This window comes from Pseudomonas xanthosomatis (assembly GCF_019139835.1).
Classification (GTDB): Bacteria; Pseudomonadota; Gammaproteobacteria; order Pseudomonadales; family Pseudomonadaceae; genus Aquipseudomonas; species Aquipseudomonas fakonensis.
This window is the reverse complement of record NZ_CP077075.1, coordinates 5,615,299-5,630,103: the sequence shown is the minus strand read 5'-3', so window position 1 is coordinate 5,630,103 and position 14,805 is coordinate 5,615,299. Positions and strand designations below refer to the sequence as shown.

Sequence of the window (14,805 nt, the reverse complement as noted above, 5' to 3'; positions counted from 1 at the left end):
TCGCCTGTTGCAAGGTAAGGAGTTCCGATGGCTATCAGCATGACAGAAGCCGCCGCCAACCACATTCGCCGCTCCCTCGACGGGCGCGGCAAGGGTGAGGGCATTCGCCTGGGCGTGCGCACCACCGGCTGCTCGGGCCTGGCCTACGTGCTGGAGTTCGTCGACGAGCTGGCTGACGAAGACCAGGTGTTCGAGAACCACGGCGTGAAGGTCATCATCGACCCGAAAAGCCTGGTATACCTCGACGGCACCGAGCTGGACTTCGTCAAGGAAGGGTTGAACGAAGGCTTCAAGTTCAACAACCCCAACGTGCGCGGTGAGTGTGGCTGCGGCGAAAGCTTCAACGTTTGAGGCTTGCCGTGGGTACTCCTTGCCATTTCGCCCTGTTCGACCTGCAACCCGGCTTCAGCCTGGACCTCGACAAACTGGCCACGCGTTATCGCGAACTGGCCCGCGAGGTCCATCCGGACCGCTTCGCTGACGCTTCCGAGCGTGAGCAGCGCGTTGCCCTGGAAAAGTCCGCGGCGCTGAACGACGCCTACCAGACCCTGCGCAGCGCCCCGCGCCGAGCCCGCTACCTGCTGGCCATCGGCGGCCACGAGGTGCCCCAGGAAGTCACCGTGCACGACCCGGACTTCCTGTTGCAGCAGATGCAGTGGCGCGAAGAGCTTGAAGACTTGCAGGACGAAGCCGACCTGGACGGCGTTGCCGTGTTCAAGAAGCGCCTCAAGGCCGCCCAGAACACCCTCAACGAGGATTTCGCCGGCTGCTGGGACGTAGCTGCCGAGCGCGAGCAGGCCGAGCGCCTGATGCGCCGCATGCAGTTCCTCGACAAGCTCGCCCAAGAAGTGCGCCAACTCGAAGAGCGCCTCGACGATTAACCCCGGCGTCGCCCGTGACGACGCCTAAGGTACCCAGACAAGCATGGCCCTACTGCAGATCGCCGAACCCGGTCAGAGCCCCCAGCCGCACCAGCGCCGCCTGGCGGTGGGCATCGACCTGGGCACCACCAACTCCCTCGTCGCCGCCTTGCGTAGCGGGCGCAGCGAACCGCTGCCCGATGCCCAGGGCAATGTCATTCTGCCGTCGGCAGTGCGCTACCTGGCTGACGCCATCGACGTCGGCCAGGCCGCCCGCGATGCCGCCGCCAGCGACCCGCTGAACACCATTATGTCGGTCAAGCGCCTGATGGGCCGTGGCCTGGCTGACGTCAAGCAACTGGGTGAGCAGCTGCCGTACCGCTTCGTCGGCGGCGAGTCGCACATGCCGTTCATCGACACCGTGCAGGGCGCCAAGAGCCCGGTGGAAGTGTCTGCCGACATCCTCAAGGTGCTGCGCCAGCGCGCCGAAGACACCTTGGGTGGCGAACTGGTGGGTGCGGTGATCACCGTGCCGGCCTACTTCGACGATGCTCAGCGCCAGGCCACCAAAGACGCCGCGCGTCTGGCCGGGCTGAACGTGCTGCGCCTGCTCAACGAACCTACCGCTGCCGCCGTGGCCTACGGCCTGGACCAGAACGCCGAAGGCGTGGTGGCGATTTTCGACCTGGGCGGCGGTACTTTCGACATTTCCATCCTGCGCCTGACCGCCGGGGTTTTCGAAGTGCTGGCCACCGGTGGCGACACCGCCCTGGGTGGTGACGACTTCGACCACGCCATCGCCGGCTGGATCATCGAGCAGGCCGGGCTGTCCGCCGACCTCGACCCGGCCACCCAACGCCAGTTGCTGCAGGCCGCTTGCGCGGCGAAAGAGGCCCTCACCGACAGCGAAGTAGTCAGCGTGCGCCACGGCGCCTGGCAGGGTGAGCTGAGCCGCGACGCTTTCGAAGCCATGATCGAGCCGCTGATCGCCCGCAGCCTCAAGGCCTGCCGCCGCGCCGTGCGCGACAGCGGCATCGAGCTGGAAGAAGTGGCTGCCGTGGTGATGGTCGGCGGTTCGACCCGCGTGCCGCGTGTGCGCGAAGCGGTCGGCGGCCTGTTCGGCCGTACCCCGCTGACCTCCATCGACCCGGACCAGGTGGTGGCCATCGGCGCCGCCATCCAGGCCGACACCCTGGCCGGCAACCGCCGCGAGGGTGGCGAGCTGCTGCTGCTGGATGTCATCCCGCTGTCGCTCGGCCTTGAGACCATGGGCGGGCTGATGGAGAAGGTGATCCCGCGCAACACTACCATCCCGGTGGCCCGCGCCCAGGAATTCACCACCTACAAAGACGGCCAGTCGGCCATGATGATCCACGTGCTGCAGGGCGAGCGCGAACTGATCAGCGACTGCCGCTCGCTGGCCCGCTTCGAGCTGCGCGGCATCCCGGCCATGGTCGCCGGTGCGGCGAAGATCCGCGTCACCTTCCAGGTGGACGCCGACGGCCTGCTCAGCGTCGCCGCCCGCGAGCTGGGTTCGGGCGTGGAATCGAGCATCCAGGTCAAGCCATCGTACGGCCTGACCGACGGCGAAATCGCCCGCATGCTCAAGGACTCGTTCGAGCACGCAGGCTCCGACAAGCACGCGCGCCAACTGCGTGAGCACCAGGTCGACGCCGAGCGCCTGCTCGAAGCGGTGCAGGGCGCCCTGGACGCCGACGGCGAACGCCTGCTCAGCAGTGACGAGCGCGACGCCATCGCCTTCCAGATGCAGGAACTACGTGATTTGCTGGCCGGCACCGATGGCGCTGCCATCGAGCAACAGACCAAGCGTCTGTCGCAGGTGACCGATGCATTTGCCGCCCGTCGCCTTGATTCGACGGTCAAAGCCGCACTGGCCGGGCGCAACCTGAATGAGATCGAGGAGTAACCGATGCCGCTGGTGACATTCCTGCCGCATGAAAAATTCTGCCCCGAGGGGCTGACCGTGGACGTGCCGGCCGGTACCAACATCCTGGAGCTGGCCCACGACCATCACATCGAGATGGAAAGCGCCTGCGGTGGCGTCAAGGCCTGCACCACCTGCCACTGCATCGTGCGCAAGGGCTTCGACTCGCTTGAAGAAGCCGACGAGCTCGAAGAAGACATGCTGGACAAGGCCTGGGGTCTGGAGGCGCAGTCGCGCCTGGGTTGCCAGGTGGTGGTCGCCGACCAGGACCTGACCATCGAGATCCCCAAGTATTCGCTCAACCACGCCGCCGAAGCGCCGCACTGAGGGATGTCCGCATGAGCCTGAAATGGATTGATGTACTTGAGATCGCCATCCAGCTTGCCGAAAGCAAGCCGGAAGTCGATCCTAAATATGTGAATTTCGTCGATCTGCACCGTTGGGTGCTGGCACTGCCCGAGTTCAGCGACGATCCGTCGCGCGGCGGCGAGAAAGTGCTCGAGGCCATCCAGGCGGCCTGGATCGAAGAAGCCGACTGAGCGCACGCTGCAGGTTAGGCAATCCCCTGGAACCCGCGTATAATTCGCGGGTTTAATTTTTCGCAACACTCATATTTCTGGAGTTTTCCATGGCTGTTCAACGTACTTTCTCGATCATCAAGCCTGACGCCGTCGCCAAAAACGTCATCGGCAAGATCACCACCCGCTTCGAAGAAGCCGGCCTGAAAATCGTCGCTTCGAAAATCAAGCAACTGTCCAAGGCCGAAGCCGAAGGCTTCTACGCCGAGCACAGCGCTCGTGGCTTCTTCGGTGACCTGGTTGCCTTCATGACCTCCGGCCCGGTTGTCGTTCAGGTTCTGGAAGGCGAGAACGCCATCGCTCTGAACCGTGAGCTGATGGGCGCCACCAACCCTAAAGAAGCTGCTGCCGGCACCATCCGTGCTGACTTCGCCGAGTCGATCGACGCCAACGCCGTTCACGGTTCGGACTCCGAAGCTGCCGCTGCTCGCGAAATCGCTTACTTCTTCGCTGCTACCGAGGTAACCACTCGCTAAGCGAAGGCTTACGAGTGAGGGTGAATCCATGACGACATCGACTGACAAGATCAACCTGCTGGGGCTTACCCTGGCGGAAATGGAACAGTTCTTCGACTCAATCGGGGAGAAGCGCTTCCGTGCCGGTCAGGTGATGAAATGGATTCACCATTTTGGCGTGTCCGACTTTGCGGACATGACCAACGTCGGCAAGGTCTTGCGCGAAAAGCTCGAGGCCGTTGCCGAGATTCGCCCCCCGGAAGTGGTCAGTGAAGACATTTCCGCCGACGGCACCCGTAAATGGGTGGTCCGCGTTGCCTCCGGCAGCTGCGTCGAAACCGTCTACATCCCCACCGACGACCGCGGCACCCTCTGCGTTTCGTCGCAAGCCGGCTGCGCCCTGGACTGCAGTTTCTGCTCCACCGGCAAGCAAGGCTTCAACAGCAACCTCACCGCCGCCGAAGTGATCGGCCAGGTGTGGCTTGCCAACAAATCCTTCGGGACCGTCCCTGCCAAAGTCGACCGCGCCATCACCAACGTGGTCATGATGGGCATGGGCGAGCCCCTGCTGAACTTCGACAATGTCATCGCCGCCATGAAGATCATGATGGAAGATCTGGGTTATGGCATTTCCAAGCGCCGCGTCACGCTGTCCACCTCCGGCGTGGTGCCGATGATCGACGAGCTGGCCAAGCACATCGACGTGTCGCTGGCCCTGTCGCTGCACGCGCCCAACGACGAGCTGCGCAACAAGCTGGTACCGCTGAACAAGAAGTACCCGCTCAAGGTGCTGCTGGACTCCTGCATGGGCTACATGTCGACCCTGGGCGGCAAGCGTGTGCTGACCATCGAGTACACCCTGCTCAAGGATGTCAACGACCAGCCCGAGCACGCGGCGCAAATGATCGAGCTGCTGCGCGACGTGCCGTGCAAGATCAACCTGATCCCGTTCAACCCGTTCCCGCACTCCGGTTACGAGCGCCCGAGCAACAACGCCATCCGCAGGTTCCAGGACCTGCTGCACCACGGCGGTTTCAACGTCACCACCCGCACCACCCGCGGTGATGACATCGACGCCGCCTGCGGCCAGCTGGTCGGCCAGGTCAATGACCGCACCCGCCGTAGCGAGCGCTACATCGCCGTGCGTCAGCTCGCTGCCGACGAGCCGCAAGACAGCGCTGCGCGCCCCTGACGAGTACCAGCAGCCATGGCCCTGCGCACCGCGTTGTCAGCTCTTATGCTCATGCTGCTGGCCGGCTGCGTGTCTGGCGGCGCGAGCGACCCGTTGGCCAGCCGCCAGGGTCGTGAAGAAGCGGGTAGGGCGTACGTGCAGCTTGGCCTGGGCTATTTGCAACAAGGTTTGACCGGGCAGGCCAAGGCGCCGCTAACCAGGGCGCTGGCCTTGGACAGCCGTGACGCCGACGCCCACGCCGCCCTGGCGTTGGTGTTCCAGGCCGAGGACGAACCGCAGCTGGCCCAGCAGCACTTTGAAAAGGCGCTGGCGGCGCGCCCTGGCGACACACGAATCCGCAACAACTTCGGCAGTTTCCTATATGCTCAGGGCCGTTTTGCCGATGCCCAGGCAATGTTTCGCCTTGCCGCGGCCGATACCCTGTATCCTGAGCGTTCCCGGGTGTACGAGAACCTTGGCCTGACTGCCCGCAAGCTCGGCCAGGGCGAGCAGGCCCGGCAATATTTGCAGAAGGCGCTTCGGCAGAACCCGCGGCAACCGAAAGCGTTGCTCGAAATGGCTGAGTTGTCCTACGAAAACAGGCATTATGTGCCGGCCCGGGAGTATTACGATCGTTTCAGCAAGTTGAGCGACCACGACGCCCGCAGCCTGCTGCTGGGTACGCGCCTGGCCAGCGCCCTTGACGATCAGGGCACCGCGGCCCGCATGGGCCAGCAATTACAACGACTTTATCCCGGTACGCCGGAATATCAGCAATACCTGTCGGAGCAACGATGAAAGCCGCGCACACCGAAGTAGCAGCAGCGCCCCGCCACAACCCCGGTGATGTCCTGCGCCAGGCCCGCGAAAAGCGGGAGTGGAGCCAGGCTGAGGTCGCAAAAAGGCTCAACCTTACGGTTTCTTCGCTGAACAACCTCGAAACCGGCGCCTTCGACAAGCTGCCCGGGCACACCTTCGCCCGTGGCTACATCCGCGCCTACGCCAAGCTGATGGACATGGACCAGGCCCCGCTGGTCGCAGCCTTCGACCAGATCACCGGCAGCCACGCCCAGGGCAGCGACGTGCACGCCCTCGGCCGTATCGAAGAACCCGTCCGCCTGTCGCACAACATTCTGCGCGTGGTCAGCCTGCTGCTGCTGGTGGCCGTGGTCGGTGGCGGCTTCGTCTGGTGGCAGGACCAGGGCAGCTTGCGCGGCAAGGACCTGGCCAAGATCGCCCTGGAGCATGTCGAGGTAGAGAGCGCCGACGGCACCACGCAGATTCACCCGCTGGACGAGCCGGAAGACCAGGCTGTCAACGAAGCCCAGCAGCCAGAAGCCCAGACCCTGCCGCTGGAGCCCGCCGCCACTGGCGAAGCCCCGGCCAGCGAGGCGCCTGCCATCGCCACTGCGCCAGTGGTCAGCACCCCGGCCCCGGTTGTGGCCAGCACGCCTGCCGCCGCAGCACCGGCTGCCCCGGCTGCACCTGTGGCACCTGCCGCCCCTGTGGCCGCCGCCCCGGCACCCGCCGCCGAAGCTGCGCCTGCCGCCGCCGGCAGCGCCAATGTAAACATCCAGTTCACCGCCGATTGCTGGACCCAGGTCACCGACGGCAACGGCAAGGTGCTGTTCAGCGCCATCAAGCGCAAGGGCGATAGCCTGGAACTGACCGGCAAGCCACCGTTCGCGGTACGCCTGGGCTTTGCCCGTGGCGCCCAGGTGAGCTACAACGGCCAGGCGGTCGATGTCGCCCCGTTCACCAGTGGCGAAACCGCTCGCCTGAAGTTGGGACAGTAAGTCATGCACGGCGAATCTCCGATCAAACGTCGCGAATCCCGCAAAATCTGGGTCGGCAATGTGCCGGTGGGCGGCGATGCCCCCATCGCGGTGCAGAGCATGACCAACACCGACACCAACGACGTCATGGCCACCGTCGGGCAGATCCAGCGCCTGGTGGATGCCGGCGTCGATATCGTCCGCGTCTCGGTACCGGACATGGACGCCGCCGAAGCCTTCGGCAAAATCAAGCAACTGGTCAGCGTGCCACTGGTGGCCGACATCCATTTCGACTACAAGATCGCCCTGCGCGTGGCCGAGCTTGGCGTCGACTGTTTGCGCATCAACCCCGGCAACATCGGCCGTGAAGACCGCGTGCGCGCGGTGGTCGATGCCGCCCGCGACCGTGGTATCCCGATCCGCATCGGCGTCAACGCAGGCTCGCTGGAAAAGGACCTGCAGAAGAAATACGGCGAACCAACCCCCGCCGCGCTGGTGGAATCTGCCCTGCGCCATGTCGAGCACCTCGACCGCCTGGACTTCCAGGACTTCAAGGTCAGCGTCAAGGCCTCCGACGTGTTCATGGCCGTCGAAGCCTACCGCCTGCTGGCCAAGCAGATCATCCAGCCGCTGCACCTTGGCATCACCGAAGCCGGTGGCCTGCGTTCGGGGACGGTGAAATCCGCTGTCGGCCTCGGTATGCTGCTGGCCGAAGGCATCGGTGACACCATCCGCATTTCCCTGGCGGCAGACCCGGTCGAGGAAGTGAAGGTCGGCTACGACATCCTCAAGTCGTTGCGCCTGCGCTCGCGTGGTATCAACTTCATCGCCTGTCCGAGCTGCTCGCGGCAGAACTTCGATGTGGTCAAGACCATGAACGACCTGGAAGGGCGCCTCGAAGACCTGCTGGTACCGCTGGACGTAGCGGTGATCGGCTGCGTGGTCAACGGCCCGGGTGAAGCCAAGGAATCGCACGTCGGCCTTACCGGCGGTACGCCGAACCTGGTGTACATCGATGGCAAGCCTGCGCAAAAACTGAACAACGACAACCTGGTGGACGAGCTGGAAAAGCTCATTCGCCAGAAAGCGGCCGAAAAGGCCGAGGCCGACGCGGCGCTGATCGCCCGCGGCTGACACAGATTCGTAAGGACTATTCGTGAGCAAATCGCTGCAAGCCATCCGTGGCATGAACGACATCCTGCCCGACCAGTCGCCACTGTGGCGCTACTTCGAGGGCACCGTGGCCGGCCTGCTGGACAGCTACGGCTACAGCCAGATCCGCACGCCGATCGTCGAGTTCACCGAGCTGTTCAAGCGCTCCATCGGTGAAGTCACCGACATCGTCGAAAAAGAGATGTACACCTTCCAGGACAACAAGGACTCGCTGACCTTGCGCCCTGAAGGCACCGCCGCCTGCGTGCGCGCTGTGCTGGAGCACGGCATCATCGGCAATGGCCAGGTGCAGAAGCTCTGGTACGTGGGCCCGATGTTCCGCCACGAACGCCCGCAGTTGGGGCGCTACCGCCAGTTCCACCAGATCGGTGTCGAGGTGTTCAACCTGGCCGGCCCCGATATCGACGCCGAACTGATCATGCTCACCTGGCGCCTGTGGGCGTTGCTGGGCATCCAGGACGCGGTAACCCTGGAGCTCAACAGCCTGGGTACCAGCGAAGCCCGCGCGCGCTACCGTGAAGCACTGGTCGAGTTCCTCTCCCAGCGCATCGACCAGCTGGACGAAGACAGCAAGCGCCGCCTGCAAAGCAACCCGCTGCGCATTCTCGACAGCAAGAACGAAGGCACCCAGGCCGCCCTGGTGGGCGCGCCCAAGCTCGAAGAGTACCTGGACGAAGAGTCCCGCGTGCACTTCGAGGGCGTGAAGGCTCGCCTCGACGCGGCCGGTATCCCGTTTGTGATCAACACCAAGCTGGTGCGCGGCCTGGATTACTACAGCAAGACCGTGTTCGAGTGGGTCACCGACAAGCTCGGTGCCCAGGGCACGGTGTGCGCCGGTGGCCGCTACGATGGCCTGGTCGAGCAGATGGGCGGCAAGCCGACCACCGGCGTTGGCTTTGCCATGGGCATCGAGCGCCTGCTGCTGCTGATCGAAACCCTGGGCAAGGTGCCCGAGTCGATCAGCCGTACCCTCGACGTTTACCTGTGCGCCTTTGGCGAGCAGGCCGAGCTGGCTGGCCTGAAACTCAGCGAGCAGCTGCGTGACCGCCTGCCGAAGCTGCGCCTGGCGGTGAATGCCGGTGGTGGCAACTTCAAGAACCAGTTCAAGAAGGCCGACAAGAGCGGCGCGCTGTTCGCGCTGATCCTCGGCGACGACGAGCTCGCCAAGCAGCAAGTCGGTGTGAAGCCCCTGCGTGGCCAGGGCGAACAACAGAACATTGCCTGGGATGCTCTTGCCGAGCACCTGGAAACCGCGATCGCCCAAGCGTAACGCGGTTCAACAACGAATAGGCGAAAAGGAGTATTGGGGTGTCGAGTACCGATGATGATGATCTGGCAGGCGTCAAGGACTGGTGGAACCGCAACGGCAAGCCGCTGCTGACCGGTGCCTTGCTGGCCGGCGTGGTGGTGATGGGCTGGCAGACCTGGCACAAGTACCAGGCCAACCAGTCCCAGGGCGCTTCGGCGCTGTACCAGGCCCTGCTGGAAACCTCGCTGACCCCGGACGGCCAGCCAGACGCCGGCAAGGTTGCCGAGCTGTCCGGCAAGCTCAAGAGCGAGTTCGGCGGTACCGCCTATGCCCAGTACGGCAGCCTGTTCGTGGCTAAAGTGGCGGTCGACAGCGGCAAGCTGGACGACGCCGCTGCTGAACTCAAAGCCGTGCTGGACAAGCCGGCCGACGCCACCCTGGGCGAGATCTCGCGCCAGCGCCTGGCCCGTGTGCTCGCGGCCCAGGACAAGGCCGAAGAAGCGCTCAAGCTGCTTGACGGCGACACCGACAAGGCTTTCCAGGCCAGCCGCGAAGAGCTCAAGGGCGACCTGCTGGTACAACTGGGCCGTGCCGACGACGCGCACGGTGCCTACGAAAAAGCCAAGGCTGCGCTGTCTGACGACGCCGCGGTCGGTGGCCTGCAACTGAAGCTGGATGACCTGGCCAAAGGGGACGCCTGAAGTGAAGGGTTGGAAAACAGCAGCTGTGCTCACCCTCGCCGTACTGGCCGCAGGTTGCAGCAGCAACAGCAAGAAGGAACTGCCCCCGGCCGAACTGACCAAGTTCACCGAGGAAGTGGTGCTGAAGAAGCAGTGGAGCCGTTCGATCGGTGACGGCCAGGGTGAAACCTACAACACCCTGGTACCGGCTATCGAAAACGACCGTATCTACGCAGCCGACGTCAACGGCAAGGTGTTCGCCCTCGACCGCCTGAACGGCGACGTGGTCTGGAAGAAAGACCTCGAACTGCCGGTTTCCGGCGCCGTTGGCGTAGGTTACGGCCTGGTCATGCTGGGTACTCTCAAGGGCGAAGTGATCGCCCTGGACTCGAGCACCGGCGAAGAACGCTGGCGTTCGCGCGTGACCAGCGAAGTACTGGCACCGCCCGCCAACAACGGCGACGTGGTGGTGGTACAAACCCAGGACGACCGCCTGATTGGCCTCGACGCCACCACCGGTGACCGTCGCTGGATCTACGAAAGCACCCCGGCCGTACTGACCCTGCGTGGCACCGGTGCGCCGATCGTCACCAACCGCCTGGCCGTCGCTGGCCTGTCCACCGGCAAGGTGGTGGCGGTGGACATCAGCAACGGCGTGCCAGTGTGGGAAAGCCGTGTGGCCATCCCGCAGGGCCGTTCGGAGCTTGACCGCGTAGTGGACATCGACGGCGGCCTGCTGCTGGCCGGTGGCACGCTCTACGTCAGCACCTACCAGGGCCGCGTCGCCGGCCTGGACCTGGAAAGCGGCCGTGTGATGTGGCAGCGCGATGCCTCCAGCTACGTGGGTGTCGCCCAGGGCTTCGGCAACGTCTACGTCAGCGAGGCGTCGGGCACCGTCGAGGGTATCGACGAGCGTTCCTCCAGCGCCCTGTGGAGCAACGACAGCATGGCTCGCCGCCAGCTGTCGGCGCCGGAAGTGTTCTCCAGCTACGTGGCGGTAGGTGACTTCGAGGGTTACCTGCACCTGCTGAGCCAGGTCGATGGCCGCTTCGTCGGCCGTGAGCGTATCGACAGCGATGGCCTGCGCGCCCGCCCACTTGTGGTCGGCGACACCATCTACGTCTTCGGCAACAGCGGCAAGCTCGAGGCACTGACCATCCGCTGAAGCTATGCTTGAGCTCGCATGCGGGCTCGAGCCGCGGTGCACGATGCACCGCCCGAATACCGGCCGCTGCCTTTGCAGCGGCCTTTGCATTTTCAAGAATTCAAGAGTGGAGACCGCATGGTTCCCGTAATCGCCCTGGTGGGCCGGCCCAATGTCGGCAAATCCACCATGTTCAACCGCCTGACCAAGACCCGCGATGCCATCGTCGGTGACCTGTCCGGCCTGACCCGTGACCGCCAGTACGGCGATGCCAGCTGGCAGGGCCGTTCGTACATCCTCATCGACACCGGTGGTATCACCGGCGACGAAGTGGGCATGGACGAGAAAATGGCCGAACAGTCGCTGATGGCCATCGAAGAGGCCGACTACGTCCTGTTCCTGGTCGATGCCCGCGCCGGCATGACCGCTGCCGACCAGATGATTGCCGACCACCTGCGCAAGCGCAACAAAGAGGCGATTCTGGTAGCCAACAAGATCGACAACATCGACCCGGACATCGCCCGCGCCGAGTTCTCGCCGCTGGGCATGGGCAACGCCATCCCGGTGGCCGGCTCCCAGGGCCGCGGCATCAACGCGTTGATGGAGTCGTTGCTCGGCCACATCCCGCGTGACCCCGAGGACGAAGCTCTCGACGAGAACGTCGCCGAAGGCGAGGAAGCCACGCGCATCCCCGGCCCGAGCGAGAAGGACGGCATCAAGATCGCCATCATCGGCCGCCCCAACGTGGGCAAGTCGACCCTGGTCAACCGCATGCTCGGCGAAGAGCGCGTGGTGGTATACGACCAGCCGGGCACCACCCGCGACAGTATCTACATCCCGTTCGAGCGTGATGGTGACAAGTACACCTTCATCGACACCGCCGGGGTGCGCAAGCGCGGCAAGATCCACGAAGAGGTCGAGAAGTTCTCGGTGGTGAAGACCCTGCAGGCGATCAAGGACGCCAACGTGGTGATCTTCGTCATGGACGCCCGCGAAGGCGTGGTCGACCACGACCTCAACCTGCTGGGCTTCGCCCTGGACGCCGGCCGCGCCGTGGTCATCGCCCTGAACAAGTGGGACGGCATGGAGCCGGGCGAGCGTGACTACGTCAAGACCGAGCTGGAGCGCCGGCTGTTCTTCGTTGACTTTGCCGACATTCACTTCATTTCGGCGCTGCACGGCACCGGCGTGGGCAACCTGTACAAGTCGGTGCAGGCCGCGTTCAAGTCGGCGGTCACCCGCTGGCCGACCAGCCGCCTGACGCAGATTCTCGAAGACGCCATCACCGTGCACCAGCCGCCGCTGGTCAATGGCCGCCGGATCAAGCTGCGTTATGCCCACCTGGGTGGTGCCAACCCGCCGCTGATCGTGATCCACGGTAACCAGACCGACAAGATCCCCAACTCCTACTCGCGCTACCTCGAGAACACCTACCGCCGCGTGCTGAAGCTAGTGGGTACGCCGATCCGCATCGAGTACAAGGGTGGCGACAACCCGTTCGAGGGCAAGAAAAACACCCTCACCGACCGCCAGGTCAACAAGAAGCGCCGCCTGATGTCGCACCACAAGAAGGCCGAGAAGAAGCGCCGCGACAAGCGCTGATTGCGCGTCAGCTTTTTCGCGGGCAAGCCCGCTCCCACAGGTACAGCGCCGTCCTCACGGATTGTGCGATTACTGTGGGAGCGGGCTTGCCCGCGAAGAGGCCCTTTGACCCAACGCAATCCCCCTATTGTTTCAACCTTTTTCCTGACTGCTTGATCCGCTATGCTCGGACTCACTCCCCGTGCCGGACAAACCCCAGGAAAGAGGGCTCCATGATCCGCAGCAAACTGCCGAACGTCGGCACGACCATCTTTACCACCATGTCGCAGCTGGCCGTCCAGACCGGCGCGCTCAACCTCTCCCAAGGCTTCCCCGATTTCAACGGCCCCCAGGCCCTGCTCGATGCCGTTGGCCGGCATGTGGCTGCCGGGCACAACCAGTACGCGCCGATGACCGGCCTGCCGGCCCTGCGTCAGCAGGTAGCGGGCAAGGTCGCCCGCTTGTACGGGGTGAACGTGGATGCCGACCAGGAAGTGACCATCACCCCCGGTGCCACCGAGGCGATCTTCTGCGCCATCCAGGCGGTGATCCAGGCCGGTGACGAGGTGATCGTCTTCGACCCTTGCTACGACAGCTACGAACCCGCGGTGCAACTGGCCGGTGGCCGCTGTGTGCACGTGCCTCTGGCAGGCGACAGCTTCAGCATTGACTGGCAGTGCTTGGGCGATGCTCTGAGCCCGCGCACGCGCATGGTCATCCTCAACTCGCCGCACAACCCAAGCGGTGCACTGATCAGCCGGCAGGACCTCGACCAACTGGCGGGCCTGATTGCCGGGCGTGACATCTACCTGGTCAGCGACGAGGTGTACGAGCACCTGATCTACGATGGCGTGCGCCATGCCAGCGTGCTTGCCCATGAACAGCTGTATTCGCGGGCCTTCGTCATCAGCTCGTTCGGCAAGACCTACCACGTCACCGGCTGGAAGACCGGCTACGTGATCGCCCCGCCAGCATTGAGTGCCGAGCTGCGCAAGGTGCACCAGTACGTCAACTTCTGCGGCGTCACGCCGCTGCAGTGTGCCCTGGCCGACTTCATGGCCGAGCACCCCGAGCATATCGATGAGCTGCCGGGCTTCTACCAGGCCAAGCGCGACCTGTTCTGCGACCTGCTGCAGGGCTCGCGGTTCAGCTTCACCCGCACCCCGGGTACCTACTTCCAGCTGGTGGATTACTCGCAGATCCGCCCGGACCTGAACGACATCGACATGGCCCTGTGGCTGACCCGCGAACATGGCGTGGCGAGCATCCCGGTGTCGGTGTTCTATCAGCAACCCATCCCCGAGCAACGCCTGGTACGCCTGTGCTTTGCCAAACGTGAGGAGACGCTGCGTCAGGCGGCGGAACGACTATGCGCGATCTGAGTGCATTGCCCAACCTGAAAGTGGCCTTGGTGCAGACCACCTTGGCCTGGCAGGACCGCGAGGCCAACTACGCCCATTTCGAGGAGCTGGTTGCCCAGGCCGGCGCGGTCGACCTGGTGATACTGCCGGAAATGTTCACCACCGGTTTTTCGATGGAGTCCGAAGCCCTCGCCGAGCCGGAAAACGGCCCGACCTACAAGTGGCTCAAGGCCCAGGCGAAGAAGGCCGGTGCGGTGATCACCGGCAGTGTGATCATCCAGGCCGCCGACGGCAGCCACCGCAACCGCCTGCTGTGGGCGCGCCCGGATGGCGAGATTCTGCACTACGACAAGCGCCACCTGTTCCGCATGGCCGGTGAGCACAAGCACTACACCCCCGGCGAGCGCCAGGTGCAGTTCGAGCTCAAGGGTTGGCGCATTCGCCCGCTGATCTGCTACGACCTGCGCTTCCCGGTGTGGAGCCGCGACGCCCAGGACACCGACCTTTTGCTGTACACCGCCAACTGGCCAGCAGCGCGCCGCCTGCACTGGAACCGCCTGCTGCCGGCACGCGGCATCGAGAACCTGTGCTTCGTGGCGGCGGTGAACCGGGTGGGCACCGATGGCAAGGGCTTTGCCTATTCCGGCGACAGCCAGGTGCTGGACTTCCAGGGCGAGAGCCTGCTGAGTGCAGGCGAGGCCGACGGGGTGTTCACCGTGGAGTTGCGGGCGGCGGAACTGGCCGCCTACCGCACCCGCTTCCCGGCCAACCTGGACGCCGATACCTTCGAGCTGCATTGACCAACCGTGTACCCGTAGGATCCGGCTTGCCGG

At 64.4% G+C, this 14,805-nt stretch carries 16 protein-coding genes; all 16 read left to right on the top strand.

From position 1 onward, the window contains the following. Positions 1-27: 27 nt before the first annotated feature. Positions 28-351: an iron-sulfur cluster assembly protein IscA gene (iscA, locus tag KSS93_RS24870; RefSeq protein WP_003248536.1), complete on the top strand. Its 324-nt coding sequence runs from the start codon at positions 28-30 to the stop codon at positions 349-351. A gap of 8 nt (positions 352-359) precedes the next feature. Then, entirely contained in the window at positions 360-881 is a 522-nt protein-coding gene (gene hscB, locus KSS93_RS24865; RefSeq protein WP_217886404.1) for a co-chaperone HscB, read from the top strand. Between the two features lie 43 nt (positions 882-924). Then, positions 925-2,787 carry a Fe-S protein assembly chaperone HscA gene (gene hscA / locus KSS93_RS24860; protein WP_217886403.1) on the top strand — a complete coding sequence of 621 codons (1,863 nt, stop codon included), beginning with the start codon at positions 925-927 and terminating at the stop codon, positions 2,785-2,787. Between the two features lie 3 nt (positions 2,788-2,790). Continuing rightward, positions 2,791-3,132: an ISC system 2Fe-2S type ferredoxin gene (fdx, locus tag KSS93_RS24855; protein ID WP_023533300.1), complete on the top strand. Its 342-nt coding sequence runs from the start codon at positions 2,791-2,793 to the stop codon at positions 3,130-3,132. Positions 3,133-3,143: 11 nt separating this feature from the next. Then, positions 3,144-3,344 (top strand): Fe-S cluster assembly protein IscX, encoded by a 201-nt coding sequence (iscX, locus tag KSS93_RS24850; protein WP_016393987.1) that lies wholly within the window; start codon positions 3,144-3,146, stop codon positions 3,342-3,344. 89 nt (positions 3,345-3,433) lie between these two features. Next, positions 3,434-3,859 (top strand): nucleoside-diphosphate kinase, encoded by a 426-nt coding sequence (gene ndk, locus KSS93_RS24845; protein ID WP_008092560.1) that lies wholly within the window; start codon positions 3,434-3,436, stop codon positions 3,857-3,859. Between the two features lie 28 nt (positions 3,860-3,887). Further along, positions 3,888-5,030 (top strand): dual-specificity RNA methyltransferase RlmN, encoded by a 1,143-nt coding sequence (gene rlmN, locus KSS93_RS24840; RefSeq protein ID WP_217840221.1) that lies wholly within the window; start codon positions 3,888-3,890, stop codon positions 5,028-5,030. A gap of 15 nt (positions 5,031-5,045) precedes the next feature. Then, positions 5,046-5,807 carry a type IV pilus biogenesis/stability protein PilW gene (pilW, locus tag KSS93_RS24835; protein ID WP_217886402.1) on the top strand — a complete coding sequence of 254 codons (762 nt, stop codon included), beginning with the start codon at positions 5,046-5,048 and terminating at the stop codon, positions 5,805-5,807. Beyond that, complete coding sequence (locus tag KSS93_RS24830; protein WP_217886401.1) at positions 5,804-6,805, top strand: RodZ domain-containing protein; 1,002 nt, start codon at positions 5,804-5,806, stop codon at positions 6,803-6,805. The genes pilW and KSS93_RS24830 overlap by 4 nt, the downstream gene beginning before the upstream one ends. A 3-nt stretch (positions 6,806-6,808) precedes the next feature. Next, on the top strand, positions 6,809-7,918 hold the full coding sequence (ispG, locus tag KSS93_RS24825; protein ID WP_217840218.1) for a flavodoxin-dependent (E)-4-hydroxy-3-methylbut-2-enyl-diphosphate synthase: 1,110 nt from the start codon (positions 6,809-6,811) through the stop codon (positions 7,916-7,918). A 22-nt stretch (positions 7,919-7,940) separates the two neighbouring features. Next, positions 7,941-9,227, top strand: coding sequence for a histidine--tRNA ligase (gene hisS / locus KSS93_RS24820; RefSeq protein ID WP_217886400.1), 1,287 nt, complete (start codon positions 7,941-7,943; stop codon positions 9,225-9,227). 38 nt (positions 9,228-9,265) lie between these two features. After that, positions 9,266-9,907 (top strand): tetratricopeptide repeat protein, encoded by a 642-nt coding sequence (locus KSS93_RS24815; RefSeq protein WP_217840216.1) that lies wholly within the window; start codon positions 9,266-9,268, stop codon positions 9,905-9,907. Next, on the top strand, positions 9,882-11,051 hold the full coding sequence (gene bamB, locus KSS93_RS24810) for an outer membrane protein assembly factor BamB (protein WP_437182074.1): 1,170 nt from the start codon (positions 9,882-9,884) through the stop codon (positions 11,049-11,051). Before KSS93_RS24815 ends, bamB begins: the two co-directional genes overlap by 26 nt. Positions 11,052-11,168: 117 nt before the next feature. Next, positions 11,169-12,632, top strand: a complete 1,464-nt coding sequence (gene der, locus KSS93_RS24805) for a ribosome biogenesis GTPase Der (RefSeq protein WP_217840214.1) — start codon at positions 11,169-11,171, stop codon at positions 12,630-12,632. A gap of 212 nt (positions 12,633-12,844) precedes the next feature. Beyond that, entirely contained in the window at positions 12,845-13,993 is a 1,149-nt protein-coding gene (locus KSS93_RS24800; RefSeq protein ID WP_217886398.1) for a pyridoxal phosphate-dependent aminotransferase, read from the top strand. Then, positions 13,981-14,772, top strand: a complete 792-nt coding sequence (locus KSS93_RS24795; RefSeq protein WP_217886397.1) for an amidohydrolase — start codon at positions 13,981-13,983, stop codon at positions 14,770-14,772. The genes KSS93_RS24800 and KSS93_RS24795 overlap by 13 nt, the downstream gene beginning before the upstream one ends. The last annotated feature ends 33 nt before the right edge of the window (positions 14,773-14,805 follow it).